Origin of the sequence: Rhizobium sp. PRIMUS64 (assembly GCF_023006465.1) — a bacterium.
In the GTDB taxonomy this organism is placed as follows: domain Bacteria; phylum Pseudomonadota; class Alphaproteobacteria; order Rhizobiales; family Rhizobiaceae; genus Rhizobium; species Rhizobium leguminosarum.
Window position 1 is genome coordinate 16,615 of the sequence record NZ_JALBGX010000074.1, and the last position, 16,715, is coordinate 33,329.

Here is a 16,715-nt window from a genome sequence, read left to right on the forward strand (position 1 = left end):
AATGACAGCTCACATGAACATTGCCGCATCCACCAAGATCCTGGTTCTCTCCGACGACGCGGCTGCAGCGAGCTTCATGCTCGATACGTTCGGGTCGCTTTCGCGTTACGATGTCCGCCATCTCTCGCTGAAGGCGCTCGGAGAAAAGGGCCGGTTCGATCCGACGCAGTTCGACCTGATCGTTCTCGACGTCGACAACGGGAAATTGCTGCACCAGCCGGAGCTCTTCGCGTTTCGCACCACCTATCGGGACATTCCGCTCGTCGTCGTTTCCGAAGAGCTGCCGGACGACATGCTGCGGCTGCTCTTCCGCCTGAACGGCAATGACTGGCTGAAGAAGCCGCTCGAGCGCCGCGCACTGATCGACATGATTTCGACCCATGCGCCAGGCACTGGGGCCAGCGACAGCCGGGTGCATGCCGTGGTCTCAGCCGTCGGTGGCGCGGGCGCCAGCATGATCGCTTCGTCGCTTGCGCATGCGCTGGCCCAGCCGACCAAGAACTCGACGCCGCGGGTTGACTTGTTCGACACGGATTTTTGCTCCGGGATGCTTGGCTATTATCTCAACCTCGTCAACGACTACGACTTAAAACCAGTCATCGCCAATCCTTCCCGGGTCGATCTGGAATTCATCGATCTGGTTCGAAAGCGTCATTCGGGCGGCTTTTCACTGCTGTCCTTCAAGCAGCCAGCAGTCCTTCTGGCACCCAAGGGCCGGGAACTCGTGCTGCGTATGCTCGACGTGGCCGCCTTCGAGAGCGACCACACGATCATCGACATTCCCTATTATGACACGCCGTGGAAATACGAGGTGCTCAGCTCGGTCAACAGCATCTGCATCGTCACCGAAATGACGGTCCCTGCGCTTTCTCAAGCCAAGGATTTGTTTGCCAATCTGGTACGGCTGCGCGGCAGCTCGGATCAGATATTCATCGTCATCAACAAATACCGCAGCAAGCTTTTCGGCCTCGGCCTGCGCCGACAACAAACGGAGAAGATCTTCAAGGAGATCCCGACGCATGTCATTGCGGATGACTGGGATACTCTGAGCGAGGCAGTCAACCGCGGCGTGCTGCCATTTCAAGTGAATTCCCGGGCGCGCTTCTGCGGCGCGGTCGGCAAACTTGGAGCACTGGTGCGATGACGGCGATCGACAGTGGGCGCATAAGGTCCCGCGCCGCCGATGTCGGTCTTGCGGTTTTGGCAATTCTGGCCGCTGTCGGAAACGCTGCGGCAGGCGGGCTTGTGCCGCGAAGCCTTGGGCCGACGACAAGCGCCGTGGTGACGATCGAAAAAAGCTATGCGGCTGGGACAATCGTCATCGTCAGCGGCAATCGTACGCTGGATCTCGTCATCTCCGAAGGACGCGCGATCCGTTACAAAATCGGAGTCGGACGAGACGGATTTCGCTGGAGCGGTACCGTCAAGGTTGGACGCAAGGCAGAGTGGCCTGACTGGCGCCCGCCTGCCGAGATGAAGGCGCGCTCAGCCGGACTTCCGGACCTGGTACCTGCCGGACCGCTTAATCCATTGGGTGCTCGCGGGATCTATCTCTACAAGGGCGGGACCGACACGCTCTACCGCATTCATGGAACGAACGAGCAGTCGACGGTCGGCGGTTTCGCGTCATCGGGCTGTTTTCGCATGAGCAATGCCGACGTCATCGATCTCTATGAGAGGGTGAAAGTCGGCTCCACGGTCATTGTAAAGTAATAGTTCAGGGGCGGGAAACATGGCGAACGGTATCATGGGGCGTTTCTACAAGCAGCGGGAGCCGGAAAGCCGGGAACATCTGGATGCGGCCGAACTGTCTTTGGTCGGCGCAGTTGAGAACATACCTGCCCAGCCGGCCTCTGACAGCGCCACAGCGAGTGGCGAAGAGGCTTCGTTCGGGCCGGACATGGTTTCCGAGCGGGTCAATCTGCACCGCTTCCTGCTCGATCGCATCAACCTCGGGATCCTCGACACACTCGACAACGAGGAGATCGCCACCGAGATCCGGCCGTTGGTCAAGGACTATATTCGGAGTAACAACTTTCCGCTGAATGCCAAGGAAATCAATGATCTGATCCGCGATATCACCGACGAGATGCTTGGGTTGGGACCGATCGAGCCGCTGCTGGCCGATGACACGATCGCAGATATTCTCATCAACGGCTACAACAGCGTCTATGTCGAGCGTAGCGGCAAGCTCGAGAGCACCGCCGTGCGGTTCAAAGACGAGGATCACCTGCTTCGGGTGATCAACAAGATCGTCTCGGCGGTTGGCCGCCGTGTCGACGAGTCAACGCCGATGGTTGACGCGCGCCTCAAGGATGGCTCGCGTGTCAACGTCGCCATCAGGCCGATTTCTGTCGATGGACCGCTCGTTTCCATTCGCAAATTCACGCGTAAGCCGCTGACAATGGAGCGCCTCGTGCAATATGGCGCTATGGCTGATGCGATGCGCATCCTTCTCAGCGCCGCGGTCAAGGGAAAGGTGTCCATGGTCATTTCAGGCGGCACCGGTTCTGGCAAGACCACCTTGCTGAACGCCCTCTCGTCGCAGATTTCTCCAAGGGAGCGCCTGATCACCATCGAGGATGCGGCCGAGCTTCAACTGCAGCAGCCACATGTGGGGCGTTTGGAAACCCGACCGCCGACGCTCGACGGCCGCAACGAGATCCGGCAACGCGAGCTTTTGAAGAACGCCCTGCGCATGCGTCCCGACCGCATCATCGTCGGCGAAGTACGCGGCGACGAGGCGTTCGACATGCTGCAGGCGATGAATACCGGTCACGAGGGGTCGATGACGACCATTCACGCCAACACGCCGCGCGACGCCGTCGGCCGGCTTGAGCAGATGGTCGGCATGGCAGGGATGCCGATGTCGCAGTTGAGCATTCGCTCGCAGATCTCGTCCGCCATCACCATGATTGTGCAGGTCCAGCGCCTGAGCGACGGCAGCCGCAAGGTCGTCTCGATTTCCGAGATCACCGGCATGGAGGGCGAAGTCGTGCAGATGCAGGAGATTATGAAATTTAAGAAAATCGGCACCGATGAAGGCGGGCGGATTCATGGAGAATTCCGCGCCACCGGCATCCGCCCGCGGTTCGTCGAGGAATTTGCCGAACTCGGGATCGAGATCCCTTTGACGATTTTTGATCCCGGCAAACCGCTGCAAACGGGACCTGTCCAATGACCCTGACTCTCCTTTATGCGGCCGTTTTCACCGCCGCCCTGGTTGCTGTCGAAGCGATCATGCGCGGCTACTTCAAGAGCTCCGAACGACACCGCGCCGTGAACCATCGGCTGAGCTTGCTCGAGGTCAGCGATGATCATCGTAAGACCTATAGCGATATGCTGAAGGAGCGCGGTGCCGGCGACAGTTGGCGGCAAACCCCCATCATGCAGCGGCTGCTGCAGTTTTACGCCCAGTCGGGAATCAAGTTCGATGCCAGGCGATTTGCTCTCTTCGCGATCGCGGGCGCCCTTTTGACGTGGCTGGCCGTTCGGTTCCTCGTGCCGAGCACTTTGTTTAGGATCCCCGTCTTTCTCTTGATCGGCCTCCTCATCCCTGCACTCGTCGTCTGGCGCGCCCGGGCGCGCCGCATGAGAAAATTCGAACTTAAGCTTCCTGAAGCGCTCGATGTCGCCAATCGCAGCTTGGCCGCCGGCCACCCGCTGCCGGCGGCGATTTCTTTGGTGGCACGCGAGATGCCTGATCCGATCGGCACCGAGTTCGGCCTCCTCTCGGATGAACTCACCTACGGCGTGACGCTGGACGATGCCCTTGTCAACTTGGCGGACCGGGTCGGCGTCGAGGATCTGAACCTGCTTGCGATATCGCTGAGCGTACAGGCCGGAACCGGCGGAAACCTCGTGGAGATCTTGCAGAACCTTTCGAAGACGCTGCGAGACCGGACGATGCTGAAGGCAAAGGTCAAGGCGATTTCCTCGGAAGGACGCATCACGGCGATCTTCATGTCGGTCTATCCGTTTCTGCTCTACGCGATGATCAAGGCGTTGTCGCCGACCTACTTCGATCCCCTCTGGGATAGCGGCCACGGAACCGTCGTGGTGAGCGCGCTGCTGGCCGTCATGGCGATCGGGAATGTCATTCTCTACAAGATGGTCAACTTCGAGTACTGAGGCGGTCATGTCGAGTGAGTATGGAATTTACCTCATCGTCTTCTTTGCAGTGCTGATATTTTCTGCAGCTGCATCGGAATTGTTTTTTCGACAGCGCGAGGTCTCGGTTCGGGTGTCGAAGAGCTCGGCGGCATCAGGCGAGGAGTTCCAGCTTGGCGATACGACGATTGCCGATCTCGGCGAGGCGGAAAACCGCCTGATCCGTCGCTATTTCGAGATTACTCGACGTGACACGAATGTGAACTCCACCCAGAACCGGCTGATCCGGGCGGGGTATTTCGCTGCCGGCGCCGTGACCGCCTTCCAGGTGGTTCGCGCGATGGTCTGTATCAGCGTGCTGGTCGCGGCGGTCTGGGTTTTAAACCGGGTCGCGCCGGACATGTCGCGGATGGCGACGCTGATCGTTGCCATGTTTGCTGCGGGCATGACCTTCATTCTGGTCAACATCTATATCGACCGGCGTGGTGCCGCCAAGGAGAGGGAGTACCGCCGCCTCTTTCCCGATTTCATGGATATGCTGATCGTCTGCCTCGATGCGGGCATGAGCATCGAGGCGGCGGCGAACCGTGTTGCCCGGGAATTCGTTGCCAAGCAGCAGGACTTCGGCCTGCATCTCTCGATCATGATGCTGGAAGTGCGGGGCGGCCGGCGATTGCGCGAGGCGCTCGCGAACCTCGCTATCCGCCTGAGGATTGACGAAGCCCGGGCCCTTTCCGTTCTGTTTCGCCAATCGGAAGAGCTCGGGACCAGCGTAACGCAGACGCTGCGGGTCTACTGCAAGGAAATGCGCGACCTCCGTATTGTTCGCGCCGAGGAAAAGGCAAACGCCCTTCCGGTCAAGATGCTGCTGCCGCTCGGCGCGTTTCTATTTCCGGTAAGCCTCATCATAGTTCTCGTTCCCATTGTTATCCGTGTCGTCAGTCTTCTCATCGGCATGAAACCCGGCGGTTGAGCCAAGCGAGGTCGTATGCAGTATTCGCTCGAACAGAATCGTAAGGATGCCATCATTTCCCTCGATCCGCGTATGCCAATGGCACCGGCAAGCATAGAACAAGCCGGACTGGATCCGTCGTTCCTGCTTCGGCTGGCGTCAAAATGCGCGGCCGAGCAGGATACAACCACGGCATCTCATCTGGCTGACCGCATGAAATTGCCGAAAGTGATCGTCAATATCCTGATCAAGGAGCTCGTGAAACTCGCATACCTCGAGGCTCGCGGCTTGGCTGGTGAGGATGTGAGATCCGATATTCGATATGCGCTTTCCATGAAGGGGTTCGAATATGCCCACGCGGCGTCGCGTCAATGCCAATATGTCGGGCCGGCGCCGGTGTCGCTGGACGCGTTCTGCCGGCAGGTAGCTTTGCAGTCCATCCATTACGAGCGCGTGACCCCGGAGCGGCTGAACGACAGCCTTGACGGGCTCGTGCTCTCGGACGCCTTGGTCGAAAAGCTCGGCCCGGCCATCAACTCCGGTCGCTCTATCCTGCTTTACGGACCACCCGGCAACGGAAAGACGAGCATCGCCGAGCGGACGTCGCAACTGTTCCGCCAAACAATCTGGGTGCCCTATGCCATCGAGGTCGGCGGCCATGTCATCAGTTTCTATGACGAAGCAGTGCATCACCCCGTATCGGAGGTTGACACGGAATCCCATCCGAAAGCCGATCAACGATGGATCGAATGCCGCCGTCCGGTGATCAAGACGGGCGGGGAATTGACCCTCGATCAGCTCGACCTCACTTTCAACGAAGGACCGAATGTCTATGAAGCGCCCATACACTTGAAGGCATCAGGCGGCGTTTTCATCATCGACGACTTCGGGCGCCAACAAGTGGCGCCGCAGGCGCTCATCAATCGCTGGATTGTGCCGCTCGAGCGCGGATATGACTTCCTGACGCTGCACACCGGCAAGAAGTTCAGGGTTCCCTTTGACGAACTGGTAGTATTTTCGACGAATATCGCTCCGAAGGACCTTTCCGACGAGGCGGGCTTGCGGCGACTCAAGTATAAGATCTTTGTGAACACCCCGTCGCGCGACGAATATATCAGAATTTTCAAATCCTATGCCAGCGACGCCGGATTGGCTGTCTCTGATCCAGACCTGAGCCTGTTCTATGATCGCAAGTACAAAGGCGATGTGCTGGCGTCTTGCTATCATCCGAAATATCTTCTGGATTTCGTCGGTTCTTACTGCGAGTTCAACGGGATAGCAGGAAACGCTTCGCTCGATATGCTCGAACGGGCGTGGGAAGGTGTATTTACGTCGGAATGATTGCGGGCTTGTCACTGGACACGGCGTGTTCCTGGACAATGTGTCCAACACAGATTTGATGACTTACGGGGAGTAAACGAATGACTAGCATTCCGGGCATTGAGGTCGAAGCAGACCGCGCAATACCAAGCAATTTGCGAGTGATAGAGCAGCGGGGCTCAAAAAGCTCGCTATTCGTCGGTTTGCTGCTGATGCTCTTGCCTGTGAATGCTGGCGTTCTCGTCTATACCGCCAAAAACTCAGCCGATGTTCGCGAGAGCCGCGAGACCATCGCCGCGCTTAAGAGGTCCATCGATGGTCTGAGGGGACAGATGGAAAAGCAGTCGCGCAACATCGCGGATAATGCCAAGGCTGACGAAGTCGCACTTATCCGCCAGGGGATGGATGAGCTGCAAAAGACTATGATGAACGAACGGCGAAACGACACAAGTGGTCTTCGGATGGGTTCAGCTTTGGTCCTTAGCGCACCCGGCAAGGAGCCAGCACAATTTTTCGCACCCCGTGCCGTGCCGGCGGAAGCTCAAGCTTCGGATAGCAGCCTTGCGTCCCTCGAAGCCGGGGGCATTGCCGTCAGTGACCTGCCGCGTTACGAGCGCACACTCTCGCCGGAAGGCCAGCTCATCCTTCGGAAGGCCCGGTAAACACCGCGTTCGCCGAAATCTCCAAATCAATCGGAGGATGCTGCCAGGGGGCGCCGATGCTCGCAATGCGCAAGGGCAATCTCATCTCGACCCAGATTGCCGATCGCTGCAGGGCCCATCACCGCTGAGCGTAATTTACGCTGTTCTTCATCAATTCGAGATTACGGGCAGTGACTTCGTTTCCGGGATCAAGCTCATAGGCTTTCAGGAAATACCGTCTGGCAGTGCGCAAGTCACCGCGTAAAAGGTGAGAATATCCGATATTGTTGTAGTAGACCGGGGTGTTGCCGATCATTCGCGAGAGTTGCTGGTAGGCGCGGTCGGACGTGTCGAAGCGGGCAACCATGTCAGCGGATGCTGCTAAGCCCAGCCACGCGGCCGGATCCTGCGGAAAAACGTCAACTGCTCGCTTGTAAATGGCGTAAGATTTTCCGTAGTTCTTTTCCTGAAATTGCAGTTTGCCGGTGGTTATCAACTCGTCGTTCTTATAGAAGGCGACGGCTGAGTCATCCTCGAGGGTCTTTGCACTATCGCCATAAGCAGCCAGACCATCAACGCTGGATGACTGGCAACCAGCTAAAATCGCTCCAGTCGCTATCAAAAACGCAATGCATTTGGTTCCGGCTCTGATCTGCAACATTGGCAATTTGATCTCCCATCAGACATTCTTACCTGAGACTCGGATGTGTTCACCGGAAATCATCGTAAAAAAAACCTAACAACTCAAGAATTTGAGCAAATAGTCGCAAAAAAGCGACAGTGCGGTCTTCGCCGGAATGCGACAGGTGTGATAAAACGCCTGCTATCTGAAGTAGGCATCATCTGCCGCGTGGCTCCTTGAGTAGAAATCAATCAACGTCGCCTATCCTGCTCGTCAGGTCAAAGGATGGAACGCGGTATGCGGATCGCTATTTTCACGCTGATGCGAGTTGGGCCATCGCTGGCTTACGCGATTGCATCGATCTTCGTTCTCAGCATACCGCTCTTGGAAAGCCACCCCTCAAGTGCCTCCGCCTGGTGGCTGCATATGACCATACTTCCGGTCATGCGCGAGCCCATCTATCTGCTTTTGGCGATACCCGGCGTTGGAATTTGGAGCGCCACGGTCCTGTTGATGCTGGCATCGATTTTCGGGATTCGAGTGGCCATGCAGCCGCAAAGACACCGCCGGTCAGGATTCATCCATGCCCATATCGCGCTGATCGCGACCGGTCTAACCATGGTGCGGGGAGCCGTTGCGCAAGCCGGCCTTTCGGAGTTTGCGCTGCCTCAATTTCAACGGGGCGACTGGTCGTTCCTGCCGCTATCCCAACCGCTTGGGACCTTCCTTTTCATATCCGTGTTTTTGGCCTGCATCTGCAGCCATTTAACAGTCATCAAGCGTGCAATATCGGCGTGATAGAAAAGGGTTGAACCGCCCCGCCGGAGGCGCGGCAAGACGCACCTCGAGTTGCGGCAGCGCAGGCAGGACCGGCTCGAGCCAAGGCGCAGGAGAAGCCGAAGCTTGGCGCAGCCGCCTTGAAGATTTTCGGTTTCGCCCGGGTCGCCGCCTTCGGCCTTGCTGTCCATCCTGTCGCTCGCCATGACCTTGAAAATCCTCCGGGACAAGGCCAAGCTCCCATCCCATCGACATCAGCCTTTCAATCCGCGAGGGTCTTTACCACCATGCCCGATACCTACCCACCCTCGAACCTTGCCGCGATCGACGCCGCGCACCACCTGCACCCTTTCGCCGACATGAAAAAGCTGAATGCCGAAGGAACGCGCATTATCCAGCGCGGCGAGGGCGTCCACATCTTCGATAATCACGGCAAAAAATATCTCGACGGTTTCGCCGGCCTCTGGTGCGTCAATATCGGCTATGGCCGCCGGGAGATCACCGACGCCGTGGCCAGGCAGATGAACGAGCTGCCCTATTACAACACCTTCTTTGGCACGACTTCGACGCCGACGACGCTGCTGGCACAGAAGGTCACCTCGCATGCCGGCGAGCGTTTCAACCATGTCTTCTTCACCGGCTCCGGCTCGGAGGCGAACGACACCTGGTTTCGCATGGCGCGTGTCTATTGGAGCGCCGTCGGCAAGCCGTCGAAGAAGATCATGATATCGAGGAAGAACGGTTATCACGGTTCGACCGTTGCCGGCGCCAGCCTCGGCGGCATGAAATACATGCACGAACAGGGCGACCTGCCGATACCGGGTATCGTCCATATCGGCCAGCCCTACTGGTACGGCGAGGGGGGCGATCTCACGCCCGCCGAATTCGGTCTGAACGTCGCCCGCGAGCTCGAAGCGAAGATCGATGAGCTGGGCGAGGAGAATGTCGCAGCCTTCGTCGCCGAGCCGGTGCAGGGGGCGGCCGGCGTCATCATCCCGCCCGAGACCTACTGGCCGGAGATCGATCGCATCTGCAAGGCGCGCAATATCCTGCTGGTGACCGACGAGGTGATCTGCGGTTTCGGCCGGCTGGGCGCCTGGTTCGGCCACCAGCATTTCGGCGTCGAGCCCGATCTGGCGCCGATCGCCAAGGGGCTTTCCTCCGGTTACCTGCCGATCGGCGGCGTGCTCGTCAGCGACCGCATCGCCGATGTGCTGATCAACGAGGTCGGCGAATTCAATCACGGCTTCACCTATTCCGGCCACCCGGTCTGCGCCGCCGCCGCACTCGAGAACCTGCGCATCATCGAAGAGGAAAGACTGGTCGAACGGGTGCGCGATGATATCGGACCCTATTTCGGCAAGGCCTGGGCAGCGCTCGCTGAACATGATCTCGTCGGTGAGGCCGACAGCATCGGCCTGATGGGCGGCCTGCAGCTTGCCGCCGAGAAGAGCACGCGCACCCGTTATGCCAAGCCCGATCAGGTCGGTGCGCTGGTGCGCAACCACGCGCTGGCGAACGGCCTCGTGCTGCGCGCCACCGGCGACCGCATGCTCGCCTCGCCGCCGCTCGTCATCAGCCACGCAGAGGTGGACGAGATGGCGAGGATCACCCGATTGGCGCTGGATTTGGCCTGGAAGGAGCTGAAATCCTGATTCGCTCAGCCCGGCTGATTGACCCAGGCATAGCCGAAACGGTAGCTGTCGCCGCCGCGCCGATAGAAATAGGGCACGTCGATCACCGACGCCTGCGGTGCGGACGCGCCGAGATTGGCCTGCAGCCATTCAGCCATATCAGGCGGAAGCGCTTCGCTTCCCCCCTTCTGCGGGAGGAGCCACACGAGGAGAAGCGGTCGCCGACCCGCAAGATCCGGGTGGAAGCCGGGATAATCGACGGAGAGGACCGGCACACCGGGAATATCTTGCCTGACATTGCCGGCAAGCAAGCTGTCGCCGGCAAGGACCGCCGCCGGTTCGGCCTGTCTGCGCAAGATTTCCAGCATGCCGGCATAAGGCCTGTTCAGCCGCTCGTAATGACCGGTGAAGCGTGCAGTCGCGACGCTTCCGTAAAGGGCCGCCGGCACACCGATCATGATGACGGTGACGATGGCCATAAAACGCCGGAACGCCCTGTCTGTCGCGACGCCTGCCGCCTCGATCTTCAGGCAGAAATAGAGCGGCAGGATGAAGAGCATCGGCACCAGCCAGCGATCCTTGATGCCGGCCGCGCCGCCGAAGACGATCAGAAGCAGAATGCCGGCCAAGAAGACGAGCATCATCCGCTCGAGCAGCCGCGTCCATTCCGAACCGGAGCCGAGTGTCGGACGAAGGCTCCTGCCGAAGACGAGCGCGAATACCGCCGCGGTCAATCCGGCAAAGCTGATGATGGCGAGAGCCAGTGAACTGACGCCCATGGCCACCTGGGTGAGATAGCTCGCATGGCCGCTCGCGGTCATCTTCTCCAGGGTGCGTGCGGTGGCGAAATCGAGATTGTCCTTCAGCCAGAAGAGATGCGGCAGGATGATGACGAGCGCCACCGCTGCCGTCAGCATCAGCCGCCAGTCGAAGATCCGCGGCCGCAGGCGCGCATCCGAAAGCGCGGCAATCAGGGCTGCGGCCGGCAGGATCGCGAAATTATATTTAGCAAGCAGGCCGAAACCGATGCCGATGCCGGCGATGAGATAGGAGGCGAGGCTCGGCTGCTTCAGGCTGCGGATGAAGCCGTAGAAGAAGATGCTGGCCGAGAAGAACACGGCGACCGTATGCGTCAGGTCGCGCTGCATCTCGAAAGCCATCTGCGGGATCGTCAGCAGCCCGAGCGTGGTGATCGCCACCAGCGCCTTGTCGCGCAGGATAAGCCGCGCCGTGAGGCCGTAGAGCACGTAGGAGCTGAACAGCAGTAGGTTCTTCACCACCGAAAGGGCGGTTAGCGAGACGCCGGCGAACTGGAAGACCGTATATTGCAGCCAGTTGTAGAAGGGCGGCTGCGGGCCGTAGCCGGCGGCAAGCCATTGCGAGCGGAAGACCTGTTCGGCCTCGTCGAGATCGAGAGAATGCGAGGTTGCGAGCCGCACGCCGACGTGAAGCACGAAATAGGCCGCCAGCAGGGCAAAGATCCAACTGATGTCGCGACGGTTGCTCTCGGTCATTCTATTTGCTCTCCGGCCGAACCCAGGCATAACCGAGCGCGAAATTGTCGCCCTGGCGGCCGAAATAATAGGGAAGCGACAGCGAGCCGATCTCCTGCAGCACGATGCCGGCCGCCGTCAGCGCTGATGAAAACCGCTCCGGCATGATCGCATCGGCAGCCGTCGCCGTTTTCTTGCCGCGCCAGACGATGAGCACCGGCCCCTTGGCCTCGGCATAGGCCGGAATGCCCGGTGCCGGAAAATCCGGGATCACCACCGGCACATCGGGAAATTGCAGCCGCATGTTTCCGCCGATATAGGGGTCGGAAGCGATCACAAGTGCGGGTTGCGCCTGTCGCGTCATTTCGCGCGAAAAACCCGCCATCGGCACATTCGGCCGGCTGTAGGTGCCGATCAGCCCGGCGCCGACGACACGGAAACCGAGGGCGATCAGCACGCAGGCCATCAGCACCGGCAGCACCGGCCGGAAGCGGCGCAGCCCGGCGGAAAGGTCGAGCCCGGCCGCCTGCATCTTCGCCAGGAAATAGATCGGCAGCACCAGCAGGAACGGGTCGAGCCAGCGCTCGCGAACCGTGGTGGAGCCGGTGAAAAGCACGATGAGAGCAATGCCGGCGAGACTTGCGAGCATCATCCGCTCCATCATCCCCGTCCAGCGGTTGCCCGCCGAAAGCGCCCGGACAAAATCCCGGCGAAAGGTGGCGGCGAAGATCAGCACCGGCAGCGCCGCAAAGGCGATGATGGCGACGAGAAAGGCGACAAGGCCTTTGCCGATCCGCACGGCGCCGGCCGGTTCGCTGCCGGCGGCCATCTTGACCAGAGTGTCGGAGGAGGCGAATGCGAGATTGCCCTGCAGCCAGACCGCGTGCGGCAGGACGATGACGAGCGCGACAGTGATCGCCGCCAGCATGCGCCAGTCGAGCGCCCTGCGCCGCCATTCGGCATCGGGCAGGATGGCGATCAAAGCGACGACAGGCATCAGCGCGAAATTATATTTCGAGATCAGCCCGATGCCGGTCGCAAGCCCAAGCAGGAGATAGCTGCCGATATCGGGCCGATCGAGCGTGCGGAAGAAGCCGTAGAGAAACAGCGAGCTGGCAAAGAGCAGCGCCGTCGTGTGGGTCAGGTCCTGCTGGGCCATGTAGGAGACCTGGGGCAGGGTGATCAGCGCCAGCATGGCGACGGCGGCAAGCGCCTGATCCTTCAGCGCCCGCCGCCCGGCGAGGCCGTAGAAGAGATAGGATAGGAACAGCAGGATGTTCTTCGGGACAACAAGCGCGCCGATCGACATGCCTGCCACCGAAACGACGGCATATTGCATCCAGTTGTAGAAAGGTGGCTGCGGACCGTAGCCGGCCAGCAGATATTGCGAGAAGAAGGACTGCTCGGCCTCGTCGAGCTCCAGCGAATGCGGAAGCGCGATGCGCAGCGCGATGTTGAGCACGAAATAGGCTGCAAGCAGCAGGCCTGCGGTTCTGATCGTGCTCGTCACGCGCTCCAGCATCGTGCTGCCGGCTTAGGCTTGGCTTTGATCGTCGAAGATCTGCCGCACGATGTAGTTCGGAGAGGCGTCGTCGCGATAATAGGTGCGCGCGATCATTTCCGCCAGGATGCCGGTGGTGATCATCTGCACCGACGACAGCAGCAGCACGACGCCGACCATCAGCATCGGGCGCGTGCCGATATCGTTGCCCATGATGAACTTGTCGAAGCCGAGATAGAGCAGGATCAGCATGGCGAGCGCGCCGAGACCTAGGCCGAGCGAACCGAAGAAATGCCCCGGCCGCGCCTTGTAGCGCATGAAGAACATCACCGACAGCAGGTCGAGGATGACGCGGAAGGTGCGCGAAATGCCGTATTTCGAAACACCGTGCTCGCGGGCATGGTGGGTGACGGCCATCTCGCCGATGCGCGAGCTCGGAACGACACCGGCGACCCAGGCCGGGATGAAGCGGTGCATCTCGCCCATCAGCTTCACCTGCTTGATGATCGAGGCACGGTAGATTTTCAGGCTGCAGCCGTAATCATGCAGCTTGACGCCGGTGATGCGGCCGATCAGGTAGTTGGCGCACCAGGAGGGGATCTTGCGCAGGAACAGGCCGTCCTTGCGGTTCTTGCGCCAGCCGACCAAGAGGTCGAGTTCACGCCGTTCCAGCTCGGAGACCATCGAAGGAATGTCCTTCGGGTCGTTCTGGAGGTCGCCGTCCATCGTCGCGATCAGGCGGCCCTGGGCCGTGTCGATGCCGGCCTGCATGGCTGCGGTCTGACCGAAGTTGCGCTGCAACTCGACGATCCTGAGCGCTAGCCCCTCGCGCCCGACGTACTTGCGGGCGTTGACGAGCGTCGCATCCGTGCTGCCGTCATCGACGAGGATCAGCTCCCAGCGATGGGGGTAGCTAACCATCGCAGCCACGACACGCTCGATGAGCGGGCCGACGCTTTCTTCTTCGTTGAAAATGGGTACGACCAGCGACAGCTCGAGCGATTGTACCGGGTCATTCGTACCGCGAATGGGCTCTACCGTTGTCTGCAACTTTCATCTCCAAAAGGCCGGACGGCCGAGCAATCTTTAATGCTGCCGCCGCACTTGCGGAAGGCTACTACATGAAGTGTCCGCCGGTTGCCAGCGGGCAATGCCGGTTTCCCGCAATCGGCTGATCTGCCTGGGCGCTATTTCGCGCCGCCTTCCACCCAGGAGTAACCAATGGAGAAGCTGCGTTTGCCGTCACCGAAGAGATAGGGCAGCGTCAGCGTCTTCAACTCTTGCAGATGAATGCCCGATTTGACGAGGTCATTGGCGAAACCGGGGGAAATTGTTGGATCATCTGCGGTCTCGCCGCGCCAGATAACCAGCACCGGCCCCTTCGCGTCCGCATATTCGGGAACCCCTGGACCGGGGAAGAACGGGATCACGACGGGAACATCGGGAAACTCCAGCCGCATGTTGCCGGCCACGAACTTGGTTCCCGCCACGATGAGAACCGGCTTGCGGGTCGCGGTCAATTCAGCCACGTAACCGGAAAAGGGTACGTTCGTTCTTGTATACGTGCCGATGTATTGAATGCCGACGATCCGGAAGAGAAGGATCGACAGGATGACGACCATGAAGACCGGCACCACGGGCCGGAAGCGCGCAAGACCGGCGGAAAGATCGAGACCTGCGGTTTCCAGTTTCAGGAAAAGATAGATCAGAAGGACGAGCAGGCATGGGTCGAGCCAGCGCTCGTGGATATCGCTGGCGCCGGCGAAGAGGACCACGCCGACGAAGGCGAGCAGGCTGATGATCATCATCCGCTCGATCACCCGGATCATCGGGCTGGAAGAGGAGAGCGCGCGAAGGAAGTCGCGCCGGAAAGCGGCCGCGATGAGAACGATCGGCAATGCGACGAAGCCGAGGACGGCGATGATGAGAGACAGCAGTCCTTGCCCGATGCGGGGGAGGCCGGCCGGGGCCAGGTGTTCGGCGGTCATCCGCTCCAGCGTCGGCGCAGACGCGCTGGCGAGATTGTCAGGCAGCCAGAGCGCATGCGGCAGCACGATCAGAATGGCAAGGACGGCCGCCGGCAGCAAACGCCAGTCGATGAGACGGCTGCGCCACTCCCGCTCCGGCAGCACGGCAATGAGGGCGGCAAGTGGCAGGATGGCGAAATTATACTTCGAGATGAGCCCGATGCCGGTGGCGATGCCGATGAGGAGGTAGCTCCCGATCGTCGGCTGGCGCAGCGTGCGGAAAAAACCGAAGAGGAAGAGCGAGGTCGCAAACAGCAGGGCAACCGTATGGGTCAGTTCGCGCTGCGCCATCAGGCCAACCTGCGGCAGGGTAATCAGGCTCAGCATGGCGACGGCTGCGAGCGAACGGCTCTTCAGCACCTCGCGGGCAGCAAGCCCGTAGAAGAGATAGCAGCCGAAGAGAATGATGTTCTTGGGCACCGAGAGCACCCACATCGATATGCCGGTCACCGAAACGATGGCATATTGGATCCAGTTGTAGAAGGGCGGCTGCGGACCGTAGCCGGCAAGCAGATATTGCGAGTAGAAGGACTGCTCCGCCTCGTCGAGATCGAGCGTATGCGGCAAGGCGATGCGAAGCGCAATGTTCAGCAGGAAATAGGCTGCCAGAAAAATGCTTGCGCTGGTAATGCTTCTGGTAATCCGCTTCAACATCGATCTCCACGTCAAGCCGGCAAGGCGCCATCATTTACCGGTCGGCCGCTCGGATCGTCGGCGTGGAGGCGTTTTCACCGCCATCGCCATCACTCCGCCGTTGTGCGCAACCTTCATTTCTCTTAAAAGGCCTGGCGATGGTATCGGCCCATGCCGACCCAAGCGAGGAATGCCTACTACATGAAGACTTCGATCGTTGAAAGCCGGCAATCCTGGTTTATGCGCAATCGCATGACGGTGCTGACGGTCGTCATCGTCGCAGCCTATGGCCTCTTCATCCAATGGTTCTGGGGTTGGCCTGTTATCATCAGGCAGTGGGCCGATGTCGGCGCGGGTCCGGTGATCGGCGCGCTCGTGCTATTGACGAGCACCTATTTCCTGCGCACCTGGCGCATCTATGATTATTTTCCGAACGAAACGGCCGGCCGGTTCGCGGTCCTCTTCCGCGTCACGCAGATCCACAACCTGCTGAACATCATGCTGCCCTTCCGCACCGGCGAGACCAGCTTTCCGCTGCTGATGCGCACCGAATTCGGCATTCCGCTGACGCGTGGAACCTCGGCGCTCTTCGTCATGCGGCTGCTCGACCTGCACGCCCTCCTGGCCGCTGCCGGCATCGGTTTTGCCGTCGCTTCGGCCGATGCGGCTGTTGCCTGGTCGCTCTGGACAGCCTTCCTGCTGTTGCCGGTCGCAGCCTTCGCCGCCCGCAAGCCGCTGCTGCGCCTTGCCGCCAAGCTGCTACCGAAGAAAGCGCAGAAATTCGTCGCCGAGATCGAAAACGGCTTGCCGCTCGATGCCATCGCCTTTGCGCGCGCCTGGGCGATGACCATCGTCAACTGGCTGGTGAAGGTGATGGTGCTGGCATGGGCGCTCGGCCTGATGGGCGTGCTGCCAATGGCGGCGAGTTTCGGCGGCGCGCTCGGCGGTGAACTCTCTTCCGTGTTGCCGATGCATGCGCCCGGCGGCGTCGGCACCTATCCGGCC

General features: G+C 60.2%; 15 protein-coding genes. 10 read left to right on the top strand and 5 right to left on the bottom strand.

The genetic code is table 11. From position 1 onward, the window contains the following. Window position 1 precedes the first annotated feature (1 nt). From MOV76_RS24835 to MOV76_RS24865, 7 genes are all read left to right on the top strand, one after another. Window positions 2-1,144 (top strand): pilus assembly protein, encoded by a 1,143-nt coding sequence (locus MOV76_RS24835; protein WP_113543779.1) that lies wholly within the window; start codon window positions 2-4, stop codon window positions 1,142-1,144. Then, the gene (locus MOV76_RS24840) at window positions 1,141-1,713 is read left to right on the top strand and encodes a L,D-transpeptidase (protein WP_113543780.1); all 573 of its coding nucleotides are present in this window, start codon (window positions 1,141-1,143) and stop codon (window positions 1,711-1,713) included. Before MOV76_RS24835 ends, MOV76_RS24840 begins: the two co-directional genes overlap by 4 nt. Before the next feature lie 19 nt (window positions 1,714-1,732). Beyond that, entirely contained in the window at window positions 1,733-3,181 is a 1,449-nt protein-coding gene (locus MOV76_RS24845; RefSeq protein WP_113543781.1) for a CpaF family protein, read from the top strand. Beyond that, on the top strand, window positions 3,178-4,131 hold the full coding sequence (locus MOV76_RS24850) for a type II secretion system F family protein (protein WP_113543782.1): 954 nt from the start codon (window positions 3,178-3,180) through the stop codon (window positions 4,129-4,131). The genes MOV76_RS24845 and MOV76_RS24850 overlap by 4 nt, the downstream gene beginning before the upstream one ends. Before the next feature lie 7 nt (window positions 4,132-4,138). Further along, the gene (locus tag MOV76_RS24855; RefSeq protein WP_113543783.1) at window positions 4,139-5,083 is read left to right on the top strand and encodes a type II secretion system F family protein; all 945 of its coding nucleotides are present in this window, start codon (window positions 4,139-4,141) and stop codon (window positions 5,081-5,083) included. 15 nt (window positions 5,084-5,098) lie between these two features. After that, window positions 5,099-6,403: an AAA family ATPase gene (locus MOV76_RS24860; protein WP_247265497.1), complete on the top strand. Its 1,305-nt coding sequence runs from the start codon at window positions 5,099-5,101 to the stop codon at window positions 6,401-6,403. An 80-nt stretch (window positions 6,404-6,483) separates the two neighbouring features. After that, the gene (locus MOV76_RS24865) at window positions 6,484-7,044 is read left to right on the top strand and encodes a hypothetical protein (RefSeq protein ID WP_130759534.1); all 561 of its coding nucleotides are present in this window, start codon (window positions 6,484-6,486) and stop codon (window positions 7,042-7,044) included. 118 nt (window positions 7,045-7,162) lie between these two features. On the opposite strand, the gene MOV76_RS24870 is transcribed toward MOV76_RS24865, so the two are convergent. Then, window positions 7,163-7,684, bottom strand: coding sequence for a tetratricopeptide repeat protein (locus MOV76_RS24870; RefSeq protein WP_130759535.1), 522 nt, complete (start codon window positions 7,682-7,684; stop codon window positions 7,163-7,165). 258 nt (window positions 7,685-7,942) lie between these two features. On the opposite strand from MOV76_RS24870, the gene MOV76_RS24875 reads away from it, so the two are divergent. Both MOV76_RS24875 and MOV76_RS24880 read left to right on the top strand, forming a co-directional pair. Then, entirely contained in the window at window positions 7,943-8,443 is a 501-nt protein-coding gene (locus MOV76_RS24875; RefSeq protein ID WP_247265498.1) for a hypothetical protein, read from the top strand. 266 nt (window positions 8,444-8,709) lie between these two features. Next, complete coding sequence (locus MOV76_RS24880; protein ID WP_026188333.1) at window positions 8,710-10,077, top strand: aspartate aminotransferase family protein; 1,368 nt, start codon at window positions 8,710-8,712, stop codon at window positions 10,075-10,077. A gap of 5 nt (window positions 10,078-10,082) precedes the next feature. On the opposite strand, the gene MOV76_RS24885 is transcribed toward MOV76_RS24880, so the two are convergent. The 4 genes from MOV76_RS24885 to MOV76_RS24900 all read right to left on the bottom strand — a co-directional run bounded on the left by MOV76_RS24885 (window position 10,083) and on the right by MOV76_RS24900 (window position 15,731). Further along, window positions 10,083-11,570 (bottom strand): glycosyltransferase family 39 protein, encoded by a 1,488-nt coding sequence (locus tag MOV76_RS24885; protein WP_018447347.1) that lies wholly within the window; start codon window positions 11,568-11,570, stop codon window positions 10,083-10,085. A gap of 1 nt (window position 11,571) precedes the next feature. Beyond that, a complete protein-coding gene (locus MOV76_RS24890; RefSeq protein WP_028734304.1) occupies window positions 11,572-13,071 on the bottom strand; it encodes a glycosyltransferase family 39 protein in 1,500 nt (499 codons plus the stop codon). A 12-nt stretch (window positions 13,072-13,083) separates the two neighbouring features. Beyond that, on the bottom strand, window positions 13,084-14,100 hold the full coding sequence (locus tag MOV76_RS24895; RefSeq protein ID WP_018241359.1) for a glycosyltransferase family 2 protein: 1,017 nt from the start codon (window positions 14,098-14,100) through the stop codon (window positions 13,084-13,086). Window positions 14,101-14,237: 137 nt separating this feature from the next. Then, window positions 14,238-15,731: a glycosyltransferase family 39 protein gene (locus MOV76_RS24900; RefSeq protein ID WP_028734303.1), complete on the bottom strand. Its 1,494-nt coding sequence runs from the start codon at window positions 15,729-15,731 to the stop codon at window positions 14,238-14,240. A gap of 180 nt (window positions 15,732-15,911) precedes the next feature. On the opposite strand from MOV76_RS24900, the gene MOV76_RS24905 reads away from it, so the two are divergent. Further along, window positions 15,912-16,715, top strand: an 804-nt coding sequence (locus MOV76_RS24905) for a lysylphosphatidylglycerol synthase domain-containing protein (protein ID WP_247265499.1), incomplete at its 3' end; no start/stop codon positions are given.